This is a genomic window from Pedobacter africanus (assembly GCF_040548825.1).
GTDB lineage: Bacteria > Bacteroidota > Bacteroidia > Sphingobacteriales > Sphingobacteriaceae > Pedobacter > Pedobacter africanus_A.
In genome coordinates this window covers 2,191,379-2,215,311 of the sequence record NZ_JBEPSL010000001.1, presented here as the reverse complement: position 1 = coordinate 2,215,311, position 23,933 = coordinate 2,191,379, and the positions used below count along the sequence as shown (strand labels likewise).

General features: G+C 41.5%; 24 protein-coding genes. 12 read left to right on the top strand and 12 right to left on the bottom strand.

The window, feature by feature from the left end; translation table 11 throughout:
- Positions 1-9: 9 nt before the first annotated feature.
- The 7 genes from ABIE26_RS09170 to trpS form a co-directional block, all read right to left on the bottom strand.
- Positions 10-1,626, bottom strand: a complete 1,617-nt coding sequence (locus ABIE26_RS09170) for a CTP synthase (protein WP_310137581.1) — start codon at positions 1,624-1,626, stop codon at positions 10-12.
- 156 nt (positions 1,627-1,782) lie between these two features.
- On the bottom strand, positions 1,783-2,541 hold the full coding sequence (locus tag ABIE26_RS09165; protein WP_310137584.1) for a GLPGLI family protein: 759 nt from the start codon (positions 2,539-2,541) through the stop codon (positions 1,783-1,785).
- Between the two features lies 1 nt (position 2,542).
- A complete protein-coding gene (locus tag ABIE26_RS09160; RefSeq protein ID WP_310137588.1) occupies positions 2,543-5,320 on the bottom strand; it encodes an outer membrane beta-barrel protein in 2,778 nt (925 codons plus the stop codon).
- Positions 5,321-5,845: 525 nt separating this feature from the next.
- Entirely contained in the window at positions 5,846-6,379 is a 534-nt protein-coding gene (locus tag ABIE26_RS09155) for a hypothetical protein (RefSeq protein ID WP_310137593.1), read from the bottom strand.
- A complete protein-coding gene (gene kdsB / locus ABIE26_RS09150) occupies positions 6,376-7,110 on the bottom strand; it encodes a 3-deoxy-manno-octulosonate cytidylyltransferase (RefSeq protein ID WP_310137596.1) in 735 nt (244 codons plus the stop codon). Before kdsB ends, ABIE26_RS09155 begins: the two co-directional genes overlap by 4 nt.
- 1 nt (position 7,111) lies before the next feature.
- Positions 7,112-7,726: a deoxynucleoside kinase gene (locus tag ABIE26_RS09145; protein WP_084239733.1), complete on the bottom strand. Its 615-nt coding sequence runs from the start codon at positions 7,724-7,726 to the stop codon at positions 7,112-7,114.
- 45 nt (positions 7,727-7,771) lie between these two features.
- The gene (trpS, locus tag ABIE26_RS09140; protein WP_310137600.1) at positions 7,772-8,770 is read right to left on the bottom strand and encodes a tryptophan--tRNA ligase; all 999 of its coding nucleotides are present in this window, start codon (positions 8,768-8,770) and stop codon (positions 7,772-7,774) included.
- Positions 8,771-8,858: 88 nt separating this feature from the next.
- Between trpS and ABIE26_RS09135 the strand changes: the two genes are divergently transcribed.
- The 6 genes from ABIE26_RS09135 (at position 8,859) to ABIE26_RS09110 (ending at position 11,960) form a co-directional block, all read left to right on the top strand.
- Positions 8,859-9,602, top strand: a complete 744-nt coding sequence (locus tag ABIE26_RS09135) for a lysophospholipid acyltransferase family protein (RefSeq protein ID WP_310137602.1) — start codon at positions 8,859-8,861, stop codon at positions 9,600-9,602.
- Complete coding sequence (gatC, locus tag ABIE26_RS09130) at positions 9,589-9,879, top strand: Asp-tRNA(Asn)/Glu-tRNA(Gln) amidotransferase subunit GatC (RefSeq protein ID WP_310137605.1); 291 nt, start codon at positions 9,589-9,591, stop codon at positions 9,877-9,879. The genes ABIE26_RS09135 and gatC overlap by 14 nt, the downstream gene beginning before the upstream one ends.
- Before the next feature lie 51 nt (positions 9,880-9,930).
- A complete protein-coding gene (locus ABIE26_RS09125; protein ID WP_310137608.1) occupies positions 9,931-10,737 on the top strand; it encodes an ABC transporter ATP-binding protein in 807 nt (268 codons plus the stop codon).
- Between the two features lie 8 nt (positions 10,738-10,745).
- On the top strand, positions 10,746-11,294 hold the full coding sequence (locus tag ABIE26_RS09120) for a cob(I)yrinic acid a,c-diamide adenosyltransferase (RefSeq protein WP_310137610.1): 549 nt from the start codon (positions 10,746-10,748) through the stop codon (positions 11,292-11,294).
- Between the two features lie 129 nt (positions 11,295-11,423).
- On the top strand, positions 11,424-11,645 hold the full coding sequence (locus tag ABIE26_RS09115; RefSeq protein ID WP_008240955.1) for a DUF2795 domain-containing protein: 222 nt from the start codon (positions 11,424-11,426) through the stop codon (positions 11,643-11,645).
- Positions 11,646-11,798: 153 nt separating this feature from the next.
- Positions 11,799-11,960, top strand: a complete 162-nt coding sequence (locus ABIE26_RS09110; RefSeq protein ID WP_144008948.1) for a lmo0937 family membrane protein — start codon at positions 11,799-11,801, stop codon at positions 11,958-11,960.
- A 48-nt stretch (positions 11,961-12,008) separates the two neighbouring features.
- On the opposite strand, the gene ABIE26_RS09105 is transcribed toward ABIE26_RS09110, so the two are convergent.
- Positions 12,009-12,683, bottom strand: coding sequence for a 2-C-methyl-D-erythritol 4-phosphate cytidylyltransferase (locus tag ABIE26_RS09105; RefSeq protein WP_310137676.1), 675 nt, complete (start codon positions 12,681-12,683; stop codon positions 12,009-12,011).
- A 7-nt stretch (positions 12,684-12,690) separates the two neighbouring features.
- A complete protein-coding gene (gene queA, locus ABIE26_RS09100) occupies positions 12,691-13,740 on the bottom strand; it encodes a tRNA preQ1(34) S-adenosylmethionine ribosyltransferase-isomerase QueA (RefSeq protein ID WP_310137680.1) in 1,050 nt (349 codons plus the stop codon).
- Between the two features lie 207 nt (positions 13,741-13,947).
- Between queA and ABIE26_RS09095 the strand changes: the two genes are divergently transcribed.
- Both ABIE26_RS09095 and ABIE26_RS09090 read left to right on the top strand, forming a co-directional pair.
- Positions 13,948-14,652 (top strand): hypothetical protein, encoded by a 705-nt coding sequence (locus tag ABIE26_RS09095; RefSeq protein ID WP_310137681.1) that lies wholly within the window; start codon positions 13,948-13,950, stop codon positions 14,650-14,652.
- 93 nt (positions 14,653-14,745) lie between these two features.
- A complete protein-coding gene (locus ABIE26_RS09090) occupies positions 14,746-15,987 on the top strand; it encodes an ABC transporter permease (protein ID WP_310137683.1) in 1,242 nt (413 codons plus the stop codon).
- Between the two features lie 222 nt (positions 15,988-16,209).
- On the opposite strand, the gene ABIE26_RS09085 is transcribed toward ABIE26_RS09090, so the two are convergent.
- The gene (locus tag ABIE26_RS09085; protein WP_310137686.1) at positions 16,210-17,403 is read right to left on the bottom strand and encodes a pyridoxal phosphate-dependent aminotransferase; all 1,194 of its coding nucleotides are present in this window, start codon (positions 17,401-17,403) and stop codon (positions 16,210-16,212) included.
- A gap of 113 nt (positions 17,404-17,516) precedes the next feature.
- Between ABIE26_RS09085 and ABIE26_RS09080 the strand changes: the two genes are divergently transcribed.
- The 4 genes from ABIE26_RS09080 to ABIE26_RS09065 are packed head-to-tail and all read left to right on the top strand — an operon-like array spanning position 17,517 to position 20,830.
- Positions 17,517-18,518 (top strand): cation diffusion facilitator family transporter, encoded by a 1,002-nt coding sequence (locus ABIE26_RS09080; RefSeq protein WP_310137689.1) that lies wholly within the window; start codon positions 17,517-17,519, stop codon positions 18,516-18,518.
- On the top strand, positions 18,515-18,955 hold the full coding sequence (locus tag ABIE26_RS09075) for an NUDIX hydrolase (protein WP_310137691.1): 441 nt from the start codon (positions 18,515-18,517) through the stop codon (positions 18,953-18,955). The genes ABIE26_RS09080 and ABIE26_RS09075 overlap by 4 nt, the downstream gene beginning before the upstream one ends.
- On the top strand, positions 18,952-20,217 hold the full coding sequence (bioA, locus tag ABIE26_RS09070; protein WP_310137693.1) for an adenosylmethionine--8-amino-7-oxononanoate transaminase: 1,266 nt from the start codon (positions 18,952-18,954) through the stop codon (positions 20,215-20,217). Before ABIE26_RS09075 ends, bioA begins: the two co-directional genes overlap by 4 nt.
- Before the next feature lies 1 nt (position 20,218).
- The gene (locus ABIE26_RS09065) at positions 20,219-20,830 is read left to right on the top strand and encodes a hypothetical protein (protein ID WP_310137695.1); all 612 of its coding nucleotides are present in this window, start codon (positions 20,219-20,221) and stop codon (positions 20,828-20,830) included.
- On the opposite strand, the gene pdeM is transcribed toward ABIE26_RS09065, so the two are convergent.
- Entirely contained in the window at positions 20,820-21,455 is a 636-nt protein-coding gene (gene pdeM / locus ABIE26_RS09060; RefSeq protein ID WP_310137697.1) for a ligase-associated DNA damage response endonuclease PdeM, read from the bottom strand. The two genes, ABIE26_RS09065 and pdeM, sit on opposite strands and share 11 nt — an antisense overlap.
- The gene (locus tag ABIE26_RS09055) at positions 21,445-23,925 is read right to left on the bottom strand and encodes a ligase-associated DNA damage response DEXH box helicase (protein ID WP_310137699.1); all 2,481 of its coding nucleotides are present in this window, start codon (positions 23,923-23,925) and stop codon (positions 21,445-21,447) included. Before ABIE26_RS09055 ends, pdeM begins: the two co-directional genes overlap by 11 nt.
- Positions 23,926-23,933: the final 8 nt, after the last annotated feature.

The following is a 23,933-nucleotide window of genomic DNA, read 5'->3' as shown; positions in this document are numbered from 1 at the left end:
AAACGCGTATTATTTTGTTTTCTTCTTCGCAAACTCCATCGCAGCGGCGACAAATTTAACAAAAAGTGGGTGAGGATTAGCAACAGTTGATTTTAATTCAGGGTGAAACTGTCCACCAACAAAGAAAGGATGGTTTTTTAGTTCAACAATTTCAACCAGATTGCTCTGTGGGTTAACGCCTGAGGCGATCATACCAGCTTCTTCGTATCGGCTCAGGTATTCGCTGTTAAATTCATACCGATGCCTGTGACGCTCGGTAATGTGTGTTTTGCCATATGCCGAATAGGCTTTGGTGCCTTTTTTCAGGTCGCATGGATAAGAGCCCAGTCGCATGGTACCACCTTTGGCTGTAATACTCTTCTGGTCTTCCATCATGTTGATCACAGGATGTGTAGCTCCTTCGTCAATTTCAGTCGTATTTGCACCCTTTAAGCCCAGCACATTGCGGCCAAACTCAATAACGGCACATTGCATACCCAGGCATATTCCAAAGAACGGGACATTGTTTTCTCTTACATATTGAATGGTATCAATTTTTCCTTCTATACCACGGCTACCGAAACCAGGTGCAACAAGTACACCATCCAAATGGGCCAGCCTTTCTTTGGCGTTATCCGGGTAAATACTTTCTGAGTGAATGTATTCTACTTTTACCTTGCATTCATTCCTGGAACCCGCATGTACAAATGACTCAATGATTGATTTATAGGCATCAGGTAATTCTACGTACTTACCCACCAAACCTATTTTAACTTCAGATGTCGGGTTTTTTAAGCGGCCAAGGAATTCTTTCCAGCGCTCCATATCCGGTTCGTTTCTCTGCGCCAGTTTAAGTTTGCTCAAAACGGTCTTATCCAGCTGCTCCTTCATCATCAATAAAGGAACATCATATATAGTTGACGCATCCTGCGATTCGATTACAGCATTTACGTTTACATTGCAGAACAAAGCAATTTTTTTACGGATATCCAATGAGATGGAACGCTCAGAGCGACATACCAGGATATCTGGCTGAATACCGTACTCCAATAATGCTTTTACGGAGTGCTGTGTAGGTTTGGTTTTCAATTCACCTGCGGCGGCAAGGTAAGGAATAAGTGTTAAATGGATGACTATGGCATTGTGCGCCCCTTCTTCCCATTTGAACTGACGTACAGCCTCAATAAAAGGCAGCGACTCGATATCACCCACTGTTCCGCCAAGCTCGGTAATTACGATATCGTACTGACCGGTTTCGCCCAGCTTGCGCATGTTACTTTTGATCTCATCGGTAATGTGCGGTACTACCTGTACGGTTTTTCCCAGGTATTCGCCTTGCCTTTCCTTATTGATTACATTCTGGTAGATTCTGCCGGTAGTAATGTTGTTTGCCTGCGAGGTAGGTACATTTAAAAAACGCTCGTAATGACCAAGGTCCAGATCTGTTTCTGCTCCATCTTCGGTAACATAGCATTCTCCATGCTCATAAGGGTTTAATGTTCCCGGATCAATATTGATATAAGGGTCGAACTTTTGGATGGTAACACTGTAGCCGCGTGCTTGTAATAATTTGGCTAATGAAGCGGAAATGATGCCCTTACCTAATGAGGAAGTAACACCGCCCGTAACAAAAATATACTTAGTCATGTTTATGAATTTCTGAAACAAAGCAGTAAATAAAATACTGTCTTATTGTTTTTGTACGGGATACAAAGTTAGGAAATAAAACTGAAGCCGGGAGGTACTTTTTATAAATAATCGGGAATTCTAAAAAGTGATGATAAGCGCTTAATCCAGAAATTGTTAGAGGGTGAAACCGTAGAGCCGTTTCTTTGCTTCCTCCCACTTTTCTTTTTTATTGGGCTCGTAGCGGGTAAATAATTCAAGTAGTTTTTCCAGATCTTTTTCTGTTTCTACTTTTTTTCCTTTGCTGGCCGGTATAATTTCTGCCTGGTGATTGGTAAAGCCATCAACCTTGGTGGCAAACCAGGTGGTATAATAACGCGGAATGGCGAGACCAAGTATCATGCCGGGCAACCCATTAAAGCCTTCCGGGCCACCTCGAAGTAAAATTTCATCCGTATAAAATGCAACTACGTATACAGTATCGTGGATAATGCCTATTGCTTTTCTGCATTCATACCCGGCGATGGTTCTTACGTCGTGCATAATTTTCCAACTCAGAACAGGAATGGTATCTGTAAGTAAATAATTATCATCCATTACAGAACGTTTTAATACCCTCAGGTTCCTGCTGTAATCTGTATATATTTCATTGCTTGGTTTGGAAAGGGAGAAAAAAAAGAAACCTTTATGCTCTTCTTCATCTGTTTTTGCACCTGGTTTGTACAGGGATTTGTGCTGATCAAAAATGAAATCCCAGTTACTGGTCTGGTATTTTTTCATTTTTTCTTTAGCTTCCTGGGGCAATCCGGAGTTTTCGAGGCTTCTTTGCAGGTTAACTTTCTTTTCGAACGTAATTTTGCCATATGGGATGAACCTTTCCTGGGCTTGCAGACTGATACAGCAAAAACATAAAAGAAATGTAATGGCCTGTTTCATGTTACCGATCTGTTGTTTTTTTTATAAAATTACCACTTAAATTCCAATTTAATCCGATAAGCACATACCTTGGGATATAACTGAAGGTATCTTCACTTGTGACGTTACCTCCTACGAACCTATTGTAACCGATTTTCTGGTTTAGTATATCTGTAACAGATAACTTAATTTCGAGTGCTTCGCTTTTCAGGAGTTTTGCAGACAGGTAGCTGTTCCATATTGCTGTGTTCAGGTCTTGTCCAAATGATGCATTGGCTGGCCTGAAAGACAGCGAGAAAGAAGTATTGAATTCGGCTTTAAAGGGCAGTTGTACCGTTCCTGAGATTTCATGATTGTGGGTAAGGCTCCTTCCGTCATTAATTTCTCCTATCGATGATTTTCCTGTCATAAGAGATGCAGAGGGGATATAGCTGAACTCAATTTGCTGTGTATAGTAATTAAGTGATCCCCTTAAATTGTACTGGGTGTTCGCTGCCTTGTTTTGTGTAGCATTGATAATGGCTATGGTATTGGAACGGTTAAAGCCTACATCAATTCCAAAACGCAGGTGAGATTTGGAAAAACCTTTGGAGTAACTCAGATTGCCACTGATGGAATTGTTGCCATTGGCATTGATGAAACTGGAAATGCGTTTGTTGAAATCGTCTACCAATTCGGTACTCACTATAGCGTTATTTGTAAAACCATAATTAAAGTAGGCCGAGATATACTGATCTGAATTGAACTGAAAACTATTGTAAGAAAGACCAAAACTGTTTGTAAAGGAAGGTCTTAAAGCAGAATTTCCAATAACCTGGTACAAAGGTGTGTTAATTTGCCTTACAGGCTGAAGCTGATCTATACTTGGTTGCTGCATGTAACCGTTATAGTTAACTGCCAGAGTATTGCTGTTGTTTATCTTATAGAGCAGATTGGTACGGGGCGATAGGTTGAGGTAACTTCTTTCAAAGTCGGTTTGTTTATCCAGGTCTTTCAGTTCAAAATTGGTTTGCGTAGCCTCCAGTCCGCTTGATAACGAAAAATTCTCGTAGCTATACTGCCATATCATTTTACCCACATTGGAAAAATTAATGAACTTAAAGTTGTTGCTTAAGGAATCTATTTTTTTTGCGTTGTTTGCGATGTTGTCAAATACCAGCCGGTTACTGCCGGATGATATGGTTTTGAAACTATAACCGGTTTCAAAAGTCCACCTCTTGGAAAGGCGATCGGTATAATTGACCCGCATTCCTATAGAATTCTGTTTACCGGTGTTCTTTTTTCTCAGATCAGTATTTTCAACCCTGATGCTATCCCCACTGGCATTGAAGTAAACCGTGCGGTTTGTACTATTTTCGGCGCTTCTGCTGTTCTGGCTTTCAGGTTGAACATCGATAGAAAGTGTACGGCCGTTTTTTTCGAATTTTCTGGACCAGTTGATGTTTCCATTAAATATATCACTGTTGCCATTGCCTGTATTTTCCTGTTTGTTCTGGCTGATGAAAATACCATTGTCGCTACGGGTTTCATTTCCGCCTACGGAAGTGTTTTCATTCCTGTTCCGGCTAGCACCAAATGAGATTTTTAGAATGGATTTGGCGTCGGTATTGTAGTTGAATGTTCCTTTTACAGACTCTCCGGCAACATTTGTATTGTTTGCTGTTCTGCCTGAACTGAAGAACTTTGTCTCGTTGGGAAGCAACTCCTGTGAATTGGTGGTTGTGAGATTGACGTTGTTGTTATCAAAGCTTTTGAAATTCAGTTTTAAGCCCATTTTGTCTTTGCTGAATTTATCGGCATAATAAGCTCCCATACCAAAATTATTCGGTAAACCACCCGACGCAGCTATATAATCTTCATCGTCATCACCCGAAACATACATAATAGAACTCCCGTCATCGCCAACTTCTATCAGATCATATTCTTCACCTTTCAGCTTGCGCATGGAGTTGTTTATTTTAGATTCGTTGTTCAGATTTGAATAATTGCCATAAATGGCGGCTTTGAGCTTATTCTTAAATATACCCGCCATTCCACCATAATCGCCCAGATCTGACACGTTGGTATTCAGGTCGATGGTAGCCAGATAGCCATTTTTTGCATTGTCCTTTAATTTAATGTTGATGGTTTTGTTTTTTATGCCGTCATCTATCCCGGTTAAATCGGCGCTTTTACTTTTTTTATCATACACTTGTATTTCTTCAACTGCGTTGGCCTTTAAATATTTTGTGGCCAGCAGAGGGTCGTCCCCAAAAAACTCATCCCCGTCAACCAGTACTGTTTTTACCGTTTTTCCCTGGGCTTTAATGGTCCCGCTTTTATCGACTTCAATCCCTGGCAGTCTTTTCAACAGTTCCTGGACATTGGCATTAGCCCTGACAGCAAAACTGTCGGCCTGAAAGACCAGGGTATCGCCTCTCATTCTCACCGCGCTTTTGGTTGCCTGTATCACAACTTCTTTTAATACCTTGGATTTCAGCTCCATATTGATGTTCCCTAAATCAATATTTGAAGTGTCGGATATCCTCAGGTTGCGAATATAGTCGGCCATTTTAGGATAGGAGATGAGCATTTTATAATCGCCGGCCGACAGGTTTTTGAGCTCAAATTTTCCATTCCGGTCTGTGCGCGTTGTTTTTACCATTACCGAATCTGAAGACCGGATCAGCAGTACCGCGCTGTATTCCAGTTTTCTTTTCTCAACGGTGTCGGTGACTACACCTCTTATGTTTGCTTTTTGTGCCCAAGCGGTAAGTACAGAAAATGTAAAAAGAATAAATATAAAAGTCTTCTTCAGCATAATTACCACGTAACAACCCGGCGGAGTTCTTAAAGCTAAGAACTATTTTCTTGTCTGCATTAATTTTTTCCAAATAATATCTGCTTTTACCTTTGAAGATTTCAATGATTGTGAAAAGTTTGTTCTATCAATTTCTTTATGTTGAGAGAACCGCTATGATTTTCACGCTAAAACCCTGTTTAAAATGGGTTTTGTAGGTGCGTAGACCTACGAAACAGTTAGAAAACACCTACTTGTTATTAGCCTGAATAAATAGATGAGAGCGGCAAACAGAGGAGATGTTTAGAAAAAAGGCCCGGAAAACCCGGGCCATTCTATAAATGTATATTTGGTTAGAATATGCTGTTTAAAAAAAATCAAACACTATTTGCTGTTTGATTATATAAACATAATATAAAATTTATAACAATCATAATATTATTTTTATTTTTTTTTGATGAGTTCTACAAAGTATTGATTTTTTCAGGATAGACATGCTTCTGCGCTGCAGAAACAGGGTTTTTTAGCAATAAAATTATCAACAGATTATTTGCAGCAGTTATAGTAGATTTTTACTTTTTGTGCACTTTCAGACCAGGCTATATATACACTTGTCTCCTTACCCGAGCGGTACTTAAATCCGTTTAAAGCAGACTTTTTTAATTCGTTGTAAAAAACTGTATCGGGAGTGTTCTTGTCGGGATTTTCGTTTTCGGTGACAGCCGGCTCCAGAAAGTTCTCGTCTTCAAAAAACAACTTATACTCTTCCTTTATAAAGGCCATCTGGCTGCGCTCCTTTTTCAGGTCGACCGTAGATTTATAGTTGTCAATCAGATCGGTAGCTTTAAAATCTTTGTGGTAAATCTGTTTGCCGTTGTGGGCGGTAATGGTAAACCGGATATTCATGCCTTTTAACACCTCGCCGGTAAGGGAAACCTTGAAGGTATCGACCTTTATAGTGTCGCTAAAGGGCTTTAATGCCACCTGATCTGCTATCTCGCCTTTGGTTTCCTTACCCGATGGACTGCAGGCAGCGAAAGACAACGCGAACAACAAAACAGGGAGTAGATAGCTTTTCATGGTTTAAAGATTATTTTTTCCAGATCTTCGGGCGTATCTATAGCTATAGTTTCTATATCAGTAACCCTGGTTTGAATGGCATAACCATTTTCTATCCAGCGCAATTGCTCAAGGCTTTCTGCAATTTCAAGTGCCGAAGGCTTTAGTTTTGTAATTTCCTGCAAACTGAGGGTAGTATAGCCATAAATCCCGATGTGTTTATAGAATTGCTGGCTGTTTAACCATTTGTCTTTTTCTGCATTTCTGATGTAAGGGATGGTATGCCTGCTAAAATAAATCGCTTCCTGACGGCTGTTGATCACTACTTTTGGGATGTTGTTGTTAAACAATTCTGCCTCGGTTTGGATCTTTTTGATCAGTGTGGCCAACTGTACATTTTCTTTCTCAAAACAAGAGACGAGCAGGTCGATCTGTTTTGGATCGATGAATGGTTCATCGCCCTGTATATTGATGACGATGTCATAATCAAGGAAATGCCGGGCTACTTCGGCACAGCGGTCTGTACCACTTTGATGGGTGCTGGCCGTCATTACAAAGGAACCACCAAATGAATTTATTTCGTTTGCAATCCGCTCATCGTCTGTAGCAACAACCACTTTGGTTAAGCTTTTGGCTTTTAAGGTTTGTTCATATACCCTTTGGATCATGCTTTTGCCTTGTATTTCTACCAGCGGCTTACCCGGAAAACGGGTAGAAGCAAAACGAGCCGGTATAATACCAAGTACTTTCATTCTAAAACAGTCCGTTAATTTCGGCTTCTATAGATTGGATGATGGTGCCAAGGTCTTCCGGATTATTGGTGAAATCGAGTTTATCCTTGTCCAGGATCAGCAGTTTGCCCAGGTTGTAATTTTTAATCCAGGTTTCGTACTTCTCATTTAGTTTTGAGAGGTAGTCTATACGAATACTGGTTTCGTATTCACGACCCCTTCTTTGTATATTGTTTACCAGGGTAGGTACCGAAGCGCGCAGATATACCAGCAGATCGGGTGGTTTAATAAACGAGGTCACATTTTCAAAAATGGCTTTATAGTTCTGATGGTCTCTGGTCGTCATTAAACCCATTTCATGAAGGTTATCTGCAAAGATGTGCGCATCTTCATAAATGGTCCTGTCCTGAATTACATTTCTGTTGAAGTTCTGGATATCTACAATTTGCTGAAAACGGCTGTTTAGAAAATAGATCTGAAGGTTGAAACTCCAGCGTTTCATATCGGAGTAAAAATCTTCCAGATAGGGGTTGTTGTCTACTGCCTCATACAAGGCTTCCCAGCCATAATTCTTTGCAAGCAAACCTGTTAAAGTAGTTTTCCCTGCGCCAATGTTTCCAACTATTGCTATGTGCATATTTTATTCTTGTAGATCAGAAAGGTAGTGTTTTTATTTTTTTTATTAAAATGATTTGAATCCGATCAGTTCTCTAACCTCCTTAATCGTTTTCTGAGCGCTTTCCCTGGCTTTTAAAGCGCCATGCTTGGCTACCTGGCGTAAATAGGCACTGTCTTTGGATAAGTCTTCAATGCGCTCGCGGATAGGGGTGTTGAACACGATCATATCCTCTGCCAGCTGTTTTTTGAAATCGCCATACCTGATGGCCATTTTGTTGTACAATTCATCGAAATGTTTAAGTGTATCGGCTGGAGAAACGATTTTCATCAGGTCAAATAAATTCTGAATAGCCTCCGGTTTTACCTGGTTTTCTTCAGTTGGCCCGCTGTCTGTTACCGCACGGGATAGTTTTTTACGTATAATTTCCGGACTGTCGGCCAGGTAAATGCAATTGCTATCGCCGCTCGATTTGCTCATTTTACCATTTCCATCCAGTCCTGGCACTTTAACCAGGTTTTGTGAATAGTTAAAAGCAAAGGCTTCAGGGAAATAATCTGAATTGTATAATCTGTTAAAACGGTTACCAAAGGTACGTGTAAATTCAAGGTGCTGCTCCTGGTCTTTACCCACAGGCACTTTTGTAGCTTTATGGATCAGGATATCCGCTGCCATCAGGGTAGGATAGGTTAACAGGCCTGCATTTACATTGTCGGGCTGCGACCTTACTTTATCCTTAAATGAAGTGCTCCTTTCCAGTTCGCCCATATAGGCATTCATATTCAGGTACAGATACAATTCGGCAACTTCGGGAACGTCAGACTGAATGTAGATGGTTGTTTCTTCGGGATTAATTCCGCAGGCAAGGTATTCTACCAGAACGTGTCTTACATAACCATGCAGGTCCTGAGGTGTAGGATGGGTGGTTAGCGAGTGAAGGTCTGCAATGAAAAAATAACAATTGTAATCGTATTGCATTTTTACAAAGTTGGTTACAGCACCAAAATAATTTCCCAAATGTAACTGCCCTGTCGGACGGATTCCGCTAACTACCGTTTCTTTCATTAGAATATTGCTTTTTATTTCAAGAGGCCGAAATTAATAAAATACTTTTTTGTATTCATACAGTCTGTATTTATTATTTTTGAAAACCATGATTGACTACCTGAAGCAAGCACACAGAATCTATTCTATTTTTATTATTCTTTTCTTCTCGATCATTTTTTTTCCTTTTTATTATTTATCGGCACAAAATCCAAAGACCTATGGTTTGCTAAACTGGTTGCGCAAATTAAACAGCAGGCTTTGTGCTTTTTTTATCGGTGCTTTGTTCCGTTTTACTTTTGAAGAGCCGCTGCAAGAAGGACAAACGTACATCTATTGTTCAAACCATACCTCTAATCTGGATATCATGATCCTTTGTACCCTGGCCAGGGGCCGTTTTCATTTTATGGGAAAGGAGGAACTGCTCAAAAACCCGGTGCTGAAAATATTTTTTAAAACCATTGACATTCCTGTTAACCGCGAAAGCCGGGTTTCTGCTTTCCGGGCATTTAAAAGGGCGGCTGAAAACCTGGAACAGGGGATGAGCCTGATTATTTTTCCGGAAGGAGGAATTGATGATGAGCATTATCCTCCAAAGCTGATGCCATTTAAAAATGGCCCATTCCGGTTGGCAATAGAAAATAAGGTGCCTATTGTGGCGGTGAGCTTAACAGATATCTGGAAAAGAATGTGGGATGACGGATCGAAATACGGATCATCTCCAGGTGTTTGCAATATTTATGTGCATAAGCCCGTTCTAACTGCTAATTTAACAATAAATGATTCAGATGAATTAAAACACCGTATTTTTGACCTCATAAACAGTAAACTTGTGACCAATGATTATAGATAAGCAAACCATACATAAAGTAGCAGATCTGGCAAGAATTGCGGTAAAAGAAGAGGAGATGACTGCATTGATACCGGATATGAACAAGATCCTTACATTTATGGAGAAACTGAATGAACTGGACACCACCGGCGTTGAACCTCTGGTGTATATGAACGGAGAAGAGAATGTTTGGCGCGAAGACCAGGTGAAACAGGAGATCAGTGTAAAAGATGGCTTGAAAAATGCTGCGCTTCACAATGAAAATTTCTTCCTGGTGCCAAAGATCATAGAAAAATAGCACAATTTGTAACATCGGAATACCAGTTCGTGTCTAAAAAATAAAAAAGCGATGGAGAAAGAAGCCACATCAGCCAAGCTGGGTACATTGAATGGAACAACAAGTAAAGCCTTGATCAACATTAAGGATATAGGCCGGAAATATGTTATTGGATCTGAGGTGATACATGCATTGAAATCGGTTACCCTGGACATTCATAAAGGCGAATTTGTTGCTTTGATGGGGCCTTCTGGTTCAGGAAAATCTACGCTAATGAATATTTTGGGCTGTCTGGATACACCAAGCAAGGGTGATTATGTTCTGAATGGTACCAATGTCAGCCACATGAGCGATAATGAGCTTGCCGAGGTACGGAATAAAGAAATTGGTTTTGTTTTTCAGACATTTAACCTGCTCCCGCGTTCTACCTCCCTGGACAACGTGGCCTTGCCCCTGATTTATGCAGGTGCAAATAAAAAGGAAAGAGATGCCCGTGCGCTTAAAGCACTTGAAAACGTAGGCCTTGGGAACCGTGTAGGCCATAAGCCCAACGAGCTTTCCGGCGGGCAGCGCCAGCGGGTTGCAGTTGCAAGGGCTTTGATCAATAACCCCTCCATTATTCTGGCTGATGAGCCTACAGGAAACCTGGATACCAAAACTTCTATCGAGATCATGGGGCTTTTGGAAGAGATCCATAGTAAAGGAAATACGATCATCCTGGTAACCCACGAAGAAGATATTGCACAGCATGCACACCGGATTGTAAGGATGCGTGATGGTTTGATTGAAAAGGATTATCAAAACACTGATATTAAAACTGTTTCGCCCCGTTTATCCGGATTAAAAGAAAAGGGCGATGACTTTGAAAAGATAAACTAATAAGACGGATGAAGATATACACCAAAACAGGTGATAAAGGATTAACATCGCTGATAGGGGGTACCAGGGTACCTAAATTTCATTTAAGAATAGAATGTTATGGCACTGTAGATGAGTTGAATTCTCATATCGGCCTGATCATGTGCCAGGATATTGAAATGCATCATCAAAAGATACTGAAAGAAATACAGGATCGCCTTTTCACGGTTGGCGCTTCTTTGGCCGCTGATCCTGAAAAATCGAGAATGAAGATTCCCGATCTTCAGGACAGTGATATCAATCTGTTGGAGCAGGAAATGGACAATATGAACGAAACGTTACCAGAATTGAAACATTTTGTCCTCCCAGGCGGAAATACTGTAGTTTCTTATTGCCATATTGCCCGCTGCATTTGCCGAAGGGCCGAACGCTTAACCGTTCATTTAGCGTCTGATAGCTTTGTTGACGAAAAAATGACTATTTATTTGAACCGTTTAAGTGATTATTTGTTTGTTTTGGCACGAAAACTGAATTCAGATGCTAAAACAGAGGAAAATATCTGGATTCCGCGATTGTAAAACAGTCAGAGCAGATGTAACTGGAAAACAAAGCTATAGTAACAAAAATAGTGGAAAAAAAGTTTGTTTTGCTCGTGTTTTTTAATATACTTTTGCGAAATAAATTTGAATAACCTAATAGTAATAAATATGTATTGGACACTAGAACTCGCATCGCACCTGGAAGACGCTCCATGGCCTGCAACAAAAGATGAATTGATTGATTATGGTATACGATCAGGCGCACCTGTAGAGGTGATCGAAAATTTACAAGCTTTGGAAGATGATGGCGAACCCTATGAAACTATTGAAGAGATCTGGCCTGATTATCCAACAAAGGACGACTTCTTTTTTAATGAAGATGAATATTAAGGTTTGATTAAAAAATAACAAGTGCAAAGGGCTCCGGAAAATCCGGGGCCCTTTATTTTTCAGAACTTTTTAGGTCGGTTATTGTTAATGTAATGTCATGGGGGCAAATGCAATCCATGCTTTAGTTAAATATATATCTAAAAATTAATCGTTATGGGAAATCTACTTTATCTTGTGGCCGTAGTATTGGTAATATTATGGATTATTGGCTTCTTTTTTAATGGGTTCGGCCCGAATGTGGGTGGATTAATCCATATTTTACTGGTGATTGCAGTAATTGCCATTCTGTTAAAAGTCATTAACAGAGCTGCATAATAAGATAGCTTTAGTTGCGCAGCAGATGTGCTGCGCAACTAAAGTACTTTATTTTCTATTTTTCATAAAGATAGCAGCGATCTCCATATCTTCATGATAGGTAATCTTTATGTTTTCTCTTTCGCCCTCAATCAGATGGATGCGCTGCCCGGAATATTCAGCTACAGAAGCGTCATCTGTAAATTCATTTCGGAAAGGAACCTGATACGCTTTTTTTAAGACATCTACATTAAATGTTTGAGGTGTTTGCACCAATGTCAATTCATTTCTGCTTAAAGCTTCGTTTGTACCATCATTTAATACCCTTCTTACCGAATCTGAGGGTGTAATGCCCGGAATGCAATTGCCCAGTTCTTCGGCATTCCGGTAAGATCTTAGAATCAATTCTGATGATACCAGGGGCCTTACGGCATCATGAACCGCTACAATTCCCTTACCTGTAATGGCTTTTAATCCATTTTTGACAGAATGGAACCTTTGTTCGCCACCTTTAATCACTTGATGAGGGATATCAAAGTTATGAGCAAAACAAAGCTCTTCCCAGTAACTGTGCTGGTGAATGTTCAATACCAGCAGTATTTGCGGATTTAAGGGACATTGGCTAAAAGCAGCAATAGTATACATGAGCAGCGGCTTTCCATCCAGCAATAAGAACTGTTTGGCAACGGAACTTTGCATTCTGCTGCCAGAGCCACCTGCAACTATAATTGCATAATATTTCATTTGCGCATTAGATGATCAGCATCGCATCTCCATAGCTATAGAAACGATATTTTTCTTTCAAAGCTACATCGTATGCATGTCTAACATAATCATATCCGCCAAAAGCACTTACCATCATCAGTAATGTAGATTCTGGTGTGTGGAAATTGGTGATCATTGAGTTGGCAATACTGAAATCATATGGAGGGAAAATGAACTTGCTGGTCCAGTCGTTTGCTGCTTTTAAGGTTCTTGCCGATGAAACGGCCGACTCTATAGCACGCATTGAAGTTGTACCAACTGCACATACCCTTTTTTTGCGTTCAATTGCCTTGTTTACAATATCTGCGTCTTTCTGTTCAATAATAAATTGCTCAGAATCCATCTTATGCTTGGTTAAATCCTCTACTTCAACAGATCTGAATGTGCCCAAGCCCACGTGCAAAGTAACCTCTGCAAAGTTTACACCCTTTAACTCCAGGCGTTTCATGAGTTCACGACTAAAATGTAAACCTGCAGTAGGGGCAGCAACGGCTCCTTCGTGTTTTGCAAAAATGGTCTGGTAGCGTTCTTTATCTTGCGCAGTTGCTTTACGTTTGATGTATTTTGGCAGTGGGGTTTCACCCAGGATTTCAATGTTTTTCCTGAATTCTTCATCTGTACCATCAAAAAGGAAACGGATGGTCCGGCCACGTGACGTAGTGTTGTCAACAACCTCAGCAACCAACAGGTCATCATCTCCAAAATATAGTTTGTTGCCTACCCGGATTTTACGGGCCGGATCAACCAAAACATCCCATAAGCGAAGTTCCTTGTTTAGCTCCCTTAAAAGAAATACCTCAATAGTAGCACCTGTTTTTTCCTTATTCCCGTACAAGCGGGCTGGAAATACCTTGGTGTTGTTCAGGATCATCACATCCTGATCATCGAAATACTCTAAAACATCTTTAAATATTTTATGTTCAATTTTACCACTATCCTTGTGTAAAACCATTAAACGGGCCTCGTCTCTCTCTTCCGAAGGATTATTGGCAACCAGTGATTCAGGTAAATTGAACTTAAATTGAGATAACTTCATATGTTTTGATGTAATATTTTAGGGCGCAAATTTACGAAATATAATTTTTAATAATGTATAATTATTTTTCTTGCTTCCTGATAAATTAGTGTTTTCATTAATTTATACCTGTATCAGGCCTTCTTCAGATTTTCTACAGAATTCAATTATAGTTTTAATTATCTTTATTGTGACTAAAATCTTTTATAAATGTTAAACTTGTTTCATATGAAAAAAATCTACTTTACGATTGCTGCCTTTTGTTTGTTTGTATGTTTATTGGGTTGTACCAAAAGCAACGATACTACAGACACACAGCTTAGCTATAGCTTCAATGCCATTAACCTGAATGCATCGTTGACTACAAACGCAGGGACCAGTGGTGCCATTGTACCTGCCGGAACTCCAGGCAGCATTAACTGGAGCAGTGCAGGCATAAACATTTCAAAAGTCGAATTCAGTGCTAACCGTGGAGGGAATCCTGTATCACTGGAAACCAAGAACCTTTACGCGGTTAATGCCTTAAAACCAGACTCGTTATCAGGTACTGTTTTTTTGTCTTCAGGTGTTTATGAGAAAAATGAATTTAAGATCACTGTCAGCGAGTCAGTAACTAACCCGCCATTGATCCTTAGAGGAACTTATGTAGAAGCCTCGGGTACAGCGATACCGGTTATTGTTCAGCTGAACACTTCTCAGGTGTTTAAGCTGGAAGCCCCAAGAATTGAAGTTAAACAAGGTAAATATGTTGCCCGGGTTACGATTGAACTAAATGGCCTGGTGAAGGGGCTTACAGCAAGCGATTTCGGACAGACAACACGTACTGCGCCAAACAATACCATTCTGGTTAGCAATACTGTAAACAGAGCACTTTTCGAAAAACTGGTATTCAGATTGCCTTCGGTTTTAAGTGTGAGCATGACCAAACAGTAGGTCGGTTTTTAACCGATATAGGCCGGGCTTTACTTTTTTGCAATTATAAGACGAATTGCTGTAACCTTTTTTGCTAGCTTTGGTCTAAACGATATGATTATTTTCAGACTAATAGGCGAAAGTTTTAGGTTTGCAGCTGATGCCCTGCGCCAGAATAAATTGCGTACCATGCTTTCCTTACTGGGAATTACCATAGGTATTTTTGCCATCATTTTTGTATTCTCCGCAGCCGATACTTTCAGAAGCAAACTTCAGGAAAGTATCGATAAATTAGGTTCAAAAACCATCTTCGTTCAGAAGTGGCCCTGGGGCGGTTTTGGCGATTATCCCTGGTGGAAATATATGAACAGGCCTGAGGCTTCGTTAAGAGACTACAATTCGCTTAAAGAGCGTTTGGAACATGCGGAAGGGGTTTCTTATGAAATTTATGCAGATAGCAGGACGGTGAAATACCGGAGCAATTCTGTAGAAGGGGCGGGTTTAAAAGCTGCATCGCAAGACTTTAACAAAACCTGGAACATAGATTTTCAGGAGGGACGATATTTTACAGAAAACGAAGGTAAAGCCGGTTCCCCGGTGATCATTCTCGGTGCCGATATCGCTGACGGCCTGTTTAACGGTGAACCTGCCGTAGGGAAAAAGATCATTGCGATGGGGCGACGCCTGACCGTTGTGGGCGTCTTTAAGAAGGAGGGAGAAGATATGCTGGGTATGTCGCAGGATAAGAATATACTGATTCCCTTAAATTTTGCAAAGAGTTTGTTTGACATCGAAAACGGACGTTATGACCCAACTGTAACTGTAAGGGGTAAAGAGCATATTGCACTGGATGAAATTGAAAGTGAGATTCGTGGGGCCATGCGTGCCATCCGGAAAATCAAGCCCGGCGCAGACGATGATTTTGCATTGAACAAAAGTACCATTGCTTCTAATCAGCTGGATGTAATGTTCGGTGTGGTAGATATTGCGGGCTGGGTAATTGGTGGCTTTTCTATTCTTGTAGGCGGCTTTGGTATTGCCAACATTATGTTCGTTTCTGTTAAGGAACGTACCAATATCATAGGTATTCAGAAGTCGCTGGGTGCGAAAAACTATTTCATTCTGCTGCAGTTTTTGTTTGAAGCCATTGCACTTTGTCTATTGGGCGGTTTGCTTGGTTTGTTCCTGGTTTACATCGTAACGCTCATTTCCGGCGCACTGGGCTTTGAAATGGTATTGTTCATGAAAAATATAATGCTTGGAATTGGTGTGTCATTTATCATTGGCACCATATCCGGTTTCTGGCCGGCTTACGCTGCATCCAGGTTGGATCCTGTAGAAGCGATCCGCTCCTGATATGGCTTCCCTTTGCGCTAAAAAAGAAGGCATGACCACTCGAAAGCTGGAACCTTTTGCGCTGAAGGAGCGCAAAAATTCCTATGCTTTCTCCTTGCATGCACTTCTTTTTTAGAATGGCGGATCAGCATAAACTCGCTATTTTATTTATATGATGGATATAAAAAGGCCTGGTTGTGGAAATAACCAGGCCTTTTTTATTATTTTAATACATGTAGTGTTTTAACTCAGTTTAGCTAAAGCTGCTTTTATTCTTGAAACGGCATCTCTCAGTTTATCTTCAGCAGCAGCATAAGAAAGCCTGATGCAATCTTCATTACCAAAAGCCTCACCGGTAACTGTTGACACATGTGCTTCATTTAATAAATACAGACACAGGTCTTCTGCATTGGTAATTACCTGGTCGCCATTCTTTTTACCAAAATAAGCTTTTACTTCAGGGAAGAAATAGAAAGCACCATCTGGCAGGTTCACTTTAATACCCGGGATTTCTTTTAGTAAAGCATATACGATATCTCTGCGGCTTTTAAACTCGGCCACCATCTGGTTTACCGATTCCAGTCCACCCTGATAGGCAACAAGAGAGGCACGCTGGGCTATAGAACAGGTACCTGAAGTGATCTGCCCCTGTAATTTATCGCATGCATTGGCAATTTCCTTGTTTGCAGCCATATAGCCAGATCTCCAGCCAGTCATTGCATAAGACTTAGAAAAACCATTGATTAGGATCACCCTGTCTTTCACGGAATCAAATTCTGCAATTGAAGCATGTTTACCAACAAAGTTGATGTGCTCATAAATCTCATCAGAAATGATGTAGATGTTCGGGTATTTCTCAAAAACTGCAACCAGATCGGCCAGCTCTTCTTTGCTGTATACTGATCCTGTAGGATTGCATGGAGAAGAGAACATGAACAATTTGGTTTTAGGCGTAATTGCAGCTTCCAGTTGTGCGCCTGTTATTTTAAAATTATTCTCTACGGTAGCATTGATAAATACCGTCTCGCCTTCGGCAAGTTTGATCATTTCCGAATAGGATACCCAGTAAGGAGTAGGTACGATTACTTCATCTCCCGGATCAACAAGACACATTACGGCGTTGGCCAGCGACTGTTTGGCACCTGTAGAAACTACAATCTGATCGAAGCTGTAAGTCAGCCCATTCTCTCTCAATAACTTTTCAGCAATTGCTTTACGTAATTCAGGATAGCCTGAAACCGGACTGTAATAAGAGAAGTTGTCGTCAATAGCCTTTTTGGCTCCGTCCTTAACAAAATCAGGTGTAAAAAAGTCTGGTTCCCCGAAACTGAGGTTAATAACGTCTATCCCTTGTGCGGATAGTTCTCTACCTAACTTCGCCATTTTGATGGTTTGCGACTCCGATAGGTTGTTGATTCTTTTGGATAAAAATGTCATAGTAATTGGTGCGAAGGCAAATTAAATTTTGTGCGGAAACAAATATATGAACCTCACGCCATTATAAATTAAAAAAAATACTTTTTATATAAATTGACCGCTAAACTGTACTTTTGGATGCTAAACTCAGCAATTTGCAACCTCAGAAAAAAGCCATATTAACCGCATTGTGCATCAGTATCGTGCTCATGCTGGCAAAATTTGTAGCCTATTTTATCACGCATTCCAATGCTATACTTACTGATGCTGCCGAGAGCATTGTAAACGTACTGGCCAGTAGCTTTGCATTTTACAGCATTTACCTGACTACGCTCCCTAAAGATGAAAACCATCCTTACGGACATGGAAAAGTAGAGTTTTTTTCAGCTTTTATTGAGGGAACGCTGATTGCCATTGCCGGGGTGATCATTGTTTTTAAATCGGGCTATGACCTGGTTTATCCAAAACCAATTACCCAGCTTTATGAAGGTGCTGCCATTATAGGAGCAACCGGATTGGTAAACCTTTTTGTAGGCTATTACCTGATCAATACAGGAAAGAAACATCAATCAATAACGCTTGAAGCCGATGGTAAGCACCTTTTAACCGATGCAATAACCAGTGCAGGTCTGGTGATTGGTATCCTGCTGATCAGGCTCACAGAAATATACTGGCTGGATAGTGTAATTTCCATACTATTGGGACTTTATATTATTTCTAATGGGTACAAGCTCACGCGTCGTTCGGTAGGCGGCCTGATGGATGAGAGTAATGTTGACCTGGTAGCTACAATTATTGATATACTGCAAAAGAACCGTAAAGATCCCTGGATTGATGTACATAACCTAAGGGCCCAGCAATATGGTGCAGATCTGCACATCGATTGCCACATTACCCTGCCGTATTATTTCGATCTGAACAGGGTGCACCAGGAAATATCTGAAATTGATCAAATGATCAATGGTAAGGCGCACCGTAAAACGGAACTTTTTATCCATGCCGACCCCTGTTTGCCTGCCTGCTGTAATTATTGTCGTATGAAGGAATGTCCGGTCAGACAGGAAGCATTCAGGGGCGAGATTGAATGGACAATTGAAAATGCAACCAAAAACCAAAAACATTTCGACCAGCAATGAGCTATTTTAACGTTAGGGTATACGGTCTGCTGATTAATGAGCATAATGAAGTGCTGATCAGTGACGAGCAATCGGGCGATCGCAGGTTCAGTAAATTTCCGGGAGGAGGTCTGGAACTTGGGGAAGGCTTAATTGACGCGTTGAAGCGCGAATTCATAGAAGAATGCAATGCGGAAATTGAAGTACTATATCATCTATATACCACAGATTTCTATGAGCAATCCTCATTTAACGACAGTCAGATCCTGAGTATTTATTACCTGGTTAAGGCGGTAAATCCCTTAAAACTGAATTTTAAAACCATTGCATTCGACTTTGATCAGGATACCCTGCAGTCGTTCCGATGGATCAATATAAACGAACTCAAAACGGAGGACGTGACTTTTAAAACTGATAAAACAGCAATTGAGCTGTTGCTAAAACAAATAAATTCATGAACCTGGCCAAACGTGATGAAAAAGTAATCTGGCATCCTTATACCCAAATGAAAGACCCTTTGCCGCATATTCCGGTTGTAAGGGGCCAGGGGGTGTACCTTTTTGCTGAAGATGGCAAAAAGTATATCGATGCAGTTTCCAGCTGGTGGGTAAATATCCATGGACATGCACATCCCCATATTGCCGAAAAAGTTGGGGAGCAGTTGCGTACCCTGGAGCATGTTATTTTTGCGGGTTTTACCCATGAGCCTGCCGTGCAACTCGCCGAACGTTTGCTGCCTTTATTGCCGGGAGATCAGACAAAAGTCTTTTACAGTGATAACGGATCTACAGCTGTAGAAGTGGCCTTAAAGATGTGCCTGCAATACTGGACCAATTCCAGCAAGGCACGTACAAAGATCATCGCATTTAAAGAGGCTTACCATGGTGATACTTTTGGGGCCATGTCTGTAAGCGGCCGCAGTATATTTACTGACCCCTTTAACGCGTTGTTGTTTGACGTAGAGTTTATAGATCTGCCCGATGCCGGGAATATAGAACAGTTGAAATCCAGGATCAATTACCTTTCAAATGAAGTAGCCTGTTTCATCTTCGAGCCCATGGTGCTTGGCGCCAGTGGTATGCTGATGTATGAGGCGGCCTACCTGGACCAGTTGATTGAGTGCTGTCAGAAACATGGGATCCTGACCATCGCTGATGAGGTGATGACTGGGTTTGGGCGTACAGGAAAGTACTTTTCCTGTGAAACGCTGCAAAACAGGCCGGATATCTTTTGCCTCTCTAAAGGTTTGACCGGAGGAACCATGCCCCTGGGTGTTACCACTTGCAACAACAAAATATTTAATGCTTTTTTGAGTGATGATAAATTAAAAACATTATACCACGGGCACTCATTTACAGCTAACCCGGTAGCCTGTGCTGCTGCACTGGCCAGTCTGGATATTTTGCTCGAACCCGGCACGCTGCTCAATATCAAAAGAATAAGCGACAGTCACCATGTCTTTGCGCTAAAGATAGAGGGGCATCCGAAACTGAAAAACATCCGGCAAACAGGCACCATTCTGGCTATGGAATGGGAAACCGGCACTGATACTTCTTATCTTAACGGATTAAGGAACCAGTTGTATCTTTACTTCCTGGAACGCGGTATAGTTATGCGCCCGCTAGGCAATATTTTATATATTTTGCCTCCATATGTGATCAGTAATGAAGATCTGGAGTATATTTACCAAACTATTTTACAGGCATTAAAAGATATATAACATGCAGCTTCAGGCAATTTTAGAGCATATAGTGAAGGACAACGTTTTGCACGCCAAATGGTTAAATACTTTGTCGTACATGGAAAACGCAGGGGCAAAGAAGATCTCGGCCTCAGAACATAAGGAGCAAGTGAACCTGATTATTCTGAAGCACGCTGCCGAGGAGCACCGTCATGCCTATTACCTGAAAAAACAACTTGATAAACTGGATGGGGATTTATGTAAAACCTATACCAGCGATGAACTGCTTACACCAAACCATGCCAAATTCTATTTAAACGCTTTAGACGTTGCTGTTTGCCGCTATTTGAAGCAGCATTTTAATTTAAGCGGATATGAATTGAAATTTGCAGCCTACCTGTTTGTTACCTATGCGATTGAAGTACGTGCCGATGAACTTTACCCGGTTTATCAGGAGGTTTTAACCGGTGCAGGAAGCAAAGTCAATGTGAAGTCAATTATCCTGGAAGAAGAGGGACACCTGGAAGAGATGCTGAACCAGTTGAAAACATTCTCGGCTGACTGGGAAGCACATGCCAGAGTGGTCATTAAAATTGAACAGGAGATGTTCGACAAATGGATTAAAAATTTGCAGGTTGCGGTTACAGCTTAATTACTTTTTGCGGGGTAATGGCGTAAAAACTATCGCCTTTACCTGGTGTCATGATTTTTAATCCTGTAAAAACACTAAAGGCAGGCAACACTGCACAATCGCTACCAAAGTAAAAACAAGGGAACTTTAATTGCTGTCTTGCTTTACCATAAAGCATGATACCGGGATGAATATGCCCGGAAACACTGTAATACTCATCAGTTGTCGATGGTTTGTCGTGGATAAACCGGAAAGGAAACAGCAGCAGTTCTTTGGGATGTACGGTGATGCCCAATGCCTGATAGTCCTCATTTTTCAGCTCATCGTGATTCCCTTTTACCAATACCACCTTTAAACCCGGATATTTTTTCCTCCATTCCATAAAGGCAGTGGCGTCACTGTTGATGTTGTTGTGGAACATGTCTCCTGTAACCAGCAGGGTTTCAGGTGTAAACTGCGTCATCAAACTGCTGAGCCTATGCAGGTCGGTGGTTCCGACAGTTGACGGTACCTGTATGCCATTTTTTCTGAAATGCGCAGATTTGCCAATGTGCAGATCGCTGACAATAAGCATCTGCTGTGCCTCCCAATATATTGCCCTTTCTTTACTCAGGACCAGCTGCTCTCCTTTACAATCAATTGTCATGTTTTCTTTTTGTTTTCTTCTCGGTTTCCGCGGTCATTCTTTCAATGCGCTGGCTCAACTCTTCGGAACTCATGCTGTCCCTCAGGCTATCTACCTTTATGGGAAAGCAAAGCGGAGTGTAACGGTCTGTTTTTACGACTACAATTTTGCTCAACTGTATACGCTGCAGCGCTGCGGCCAGTCGTGGCTCTTCAATCTGCTGATAGAAAGCCTCGTCATATGCTTGTCTTAACAATAAATTATGTTTGTCATAATCGCTGAATACATTGAAGAACAAAGCCGCAGATGATTGCAGATGTTTATTGGCTATGTATTTGCCGGGGAAACCCTGGAATACCAAACCTGAAATACAGGCAATGTCCCTGAATTTCCTTCTTGCCATTTCAGTGGCATTTACACTGGTCACAATGTCTTCCCCAAGATTTTTAGGGCTAAACAGTGCCTTAATGTCTTTTTCATTTATCGGGATATTTTGTTCGCTCAGCAATTCAAATCCATAATCGTTCATGGCTATAGAAAATGAAATGGGCTGGGTTTTACTTAGCCTGTAGGCAATCAGTGCGGCCATGATTTCGTGTACCTGGCGGCCTTCAAAGGGGTAGGCAAACAGGTGATGTCCGTCTTTTGTTGTGATCAGTTCGATCAGAAATTCATTATCCTTAGGCACATGCGAAGCTTTTTTCTGCCTTTGAAATAAAGGATAGATGAAATCCAGCTCTATGTCCTGATGCGTTTTATCTAAAGTTTCGTTGTATTTTTTTCTCAGAATGGCACCCAGACTAGCTGTCAACGATATGCGCCCACCCATCCAGCTTGGGGTGATGGCCCTTTTTAACTTACTTTTCCTGACCACTACCGTCATCTCCTTGATCATGATGAACTCCAGTACCCTGCCGGCCAGGGTAAAGCTGTTGCCAGGTTTCATTCTTGATATAAAAGATTCTTCAATCATGCCTATATAGCCACCGGTTATAAATTTTACCTTCAGCATGGGGTCGCTTACTATGGTGCCTATTTGCAATCGGTGGCGCATAGCTGTCCGCTTGTTTTCTACTTTCCAGAGTCCGTCAACCTTCGTTACCTTGCTAAACTCGGTATATGCGGTCAGGCTGTCGCCTCCGGTGGTAATAAACTGCATAATCCAGCTCCATTCCTGGGGCAGCAGTTCCTGGAAAGCGTGGGTTTCCTTGACCTCAAAAAATAGTTTTGCTTCATCGAACCCATCACCTACGGCAAGGGTTACCAGGTACTGGATCAAGGTGTCGAAGGCCATCACTACCGGTTCCCTGCTTTCAATGTTTTGTGTTCTGGCTGCTTCTTTAATTGCAGCAGCCTCTACCAGTTCCAGTGCGTGGGTGGGTAAAAAGTAAATGGTGGAGGTTTCGTATGGCGAATGTCCGCTCCGGCCTGCACGTTGTAAAAACCTGGCTACGCCCTTTGGTGAGCCGATCTGTATAACGGTGTCAACGGGCTTAAAGTCTACCCCCAGGTCTAAAGAAGAGGTGCTGATCACGGCCTTTAAAGCACCAGAATGTAAGGCATCTTCAATCCAGTTCCGCAATTCATGGTCTATAGAACCATGATGAATGGCCAGTAATCCCGCCAGGTTTTCATCCAAACCAAGCAGCGTTTGGTACCAGAGTTCCGCCTGCCCGCGGGTATTGGTAAAAATTAAAGTGGTTTTGCTTTTATAAATTATTGGCAAGAGTTTTTCGGCCAGTTTATGCCCGAGATGCCCTGCCCATGGCAGCAGGTCTATATGGTCGGGTAAAACAGATCTGATGTCGATTTTCTTTTCCAGGTCTGCCTTTACAATGGTCTTTAATACATCTGCATAAGGCACCAGTACTTCCATGGCTTGTTCCATATTGCCTATAGTTGCAGATATGCCCCATATCCTGAGCAGGCGCTCAGGCTGTCTTTCCTTAAGCAGGCCCTTAATTCTGGAGATGCCCAGTTCAGTCATTACCCCACGTTTGCTGCCCAGCAGTTCATGCCATTCATCCGCTACAATGCATTGCAGTGTATCGAAAAAACTGAATGTGTTTTTTTGTGCCAGCAGCAAATGAATGCTTTCAGGGGTAATGATGAGCACCTCTGGCATCTGCTTTTTCTGCTTCAGCTTTTCGTCCTGCGGCGTATCTCCGTTACGGACACCTATATGCCAGTTGAGTCCGAGTGCGGTGCAAACCTCACGCATGGCCCTTGCAAGGTCTTTGGCCAGCGAGCGGAGCGGGGTGATCCAGATGAGTTTCAACCCGGGTTTGTCTGCTTTTTTGTTGATTTCATCAATCACCACAGCCAGGAAAATGGAAAAGGTTTTGCCAAAACCAGTAGGAGCGTTAATCAGACCGCTATAACCCTCGGCATAATATTGCCAGGCATCGGTTTGAAATTTAAAGGGCTTTTTTTTGGCTTTCCTTAGCCATTTAGTCACCTGTTTGTACCCTTTGCTTTTTTCCAGTTCCATTTTATAAA

Bases quoted from the DNA above. Each gene is read 5' to 3' on its own strand.
- ABIE26_RS09170 (WP_310137581.1), bottom strand. From the start codon at position 1,626: ATGACTAAGTATATTTTTGTTACGGGCGGTGTTACTTCCTCATTAGGT.
- ABIE26_RS09165 (WP_310137584.1), bottom strand. From the start codon at position 2,541: ATGAAACAGGCCATTACATTTCTTTTATGTTTTTGCTGTATCAGTCTG.
- ABIE26_RS09160 (WP_310137588.1), bottom strand. From the start codon at position 5,320: ATGCTGAAGAAGACTTTTATATTTATTCTTTTTACATTTTCTGTACTT.
- ABIE26_RS09155 (WP_310137593.1), bottom strand. From the start codon at position 6,379: ATGAAAAGCTATCTACTCCCTGTTTTGTTGTTCGCGTTGTCTTTCGCT.
- kdsB (WP_310137596.1), bottom strand. From the start codon at position 7,110: ATGAAAGTACTTGGTATTATACCGGCTCGTTTTGCTTCTACCCGTTTT.
- ABIE26_RS09145 (WP_084239733.1), bottom strand. From the start codon at position 7,726: ATGCACATAGCAATAGTTGGAAACATTGGCGCAGGGAAAACTACTTTA.
- trpS (WP_310137600.1), bottom strand. From the start codon at position 8,770: ATGAAAGAAACGGTAGTTAGCGGAATCCGTCCGACAGGGCAGTTACAT.
- ABIE26_RS09135 (WP_310137602.1), top strand. From the start codon at position 8,859: ATGATTGACTACCTGAAGCAAGCACACAGAATCTATTCTATTTTTATT.
- gatC (WP_310137605.1), top strand. From the start codon at position 9,589: ATGATTATAGATAAGCAAACCATACATAAAGTAGCAGATCTGGCAAGA.
- ABIE26_RS09125 (WP_310137608.1), top strand. From the start codon at position 9,931: ATGGAGAAAGAAGCCACATCAGCCAAGCTGGGTACATTGAATGGAACA.
- ABIE26_RS09120 (WP_310137610.1), top strand. From the start codon at position 10,746: ATGAAGATATACACCAAAACAGGTGATAAAGGATTAACATCGCTGATA.
- ABIE26_RS09115 (WP_008240955.1), top strand. From the start codon at position 11,424: ATGTATTGGACACTAGAACTCGCATCGCACCTGGAAGACGCTCCATGG.
- ABIE26_RS09110 (WP_144008948.1), top strand. From the start codon at position 11,799: ATGGGAAATCTACTTTATCTTGTGGCCGTAGTATTGGTAATATTATGG.
- ABIE26_RS09105 (WP_310137676.1), bottom strand. From the start codon at position 12,683: ATGAAATATTATGCAATTATAGTTGCAGGTGGCTCTGGCAGCAGAATG.
- queA (WP_310137680.1), bottom strand. From the start codon at position 13,740: ATGAAGTTATCTCAATTTAAGTTCAATTTACCTGAATCACTGGTTGCC.
- ABIE26_RS09095 (WP_310137681.1), top strand. From the start codon at position 13,948: ATGAAAAAAATCTACTTTACGATTGCTGCCTTTTGTTTGTTTGTATGT.
- ABIE26_RS09090 (WP_310137683.1), top strand. From the start codon at position 14,746: ATGATTATTTTCAGACTAATAGGCGAAAGTTTTAGGTTTGCAGCTGAT.
- ABIE26_RS09085 (WP_310137686.1), bottom strand. From the start codon at position 17,403: ATGACATTTTTATCCAAAAGAATCAACAACCTATCGGAGTCGCAAACC.
- ABIE26_RS09075 (WP_310137691.1), top strand. From the start codon at position 18,515: ATGAGCTATTTTAACGTTAGGGTATACGGTCTGCTGATTAATGAGCAT.
- bioA (WP_310137693.1), top strand. From the start codon at position 18,952: ATGAACCTGGCCAAACGTGATGAAAAAGTAATCTGGCATCCTTATACC.
- ABIE26_RS09065 (WP_310137695.1), top strand. From the start codon at position 20,219: ATGCAGCTTCAGGCAATTTTAGAGCATATAGTGAAGGACAACGTTTTG.
- pdeM (WP_310137697.1), bottom strand. From the start codon at position 21,455: ATGACAATTGATTGTAAAGGAGAGCAGCTGGTCCTGAGTAAAGAAAGG.
- ABIE26_RS09055 (WP_310137699.1), bottom strand. From the start codon at position 23,925: ATGGAACTGGAAAAAAGCAAAGGGTACAAACAGGTGACTAAATGGCTA.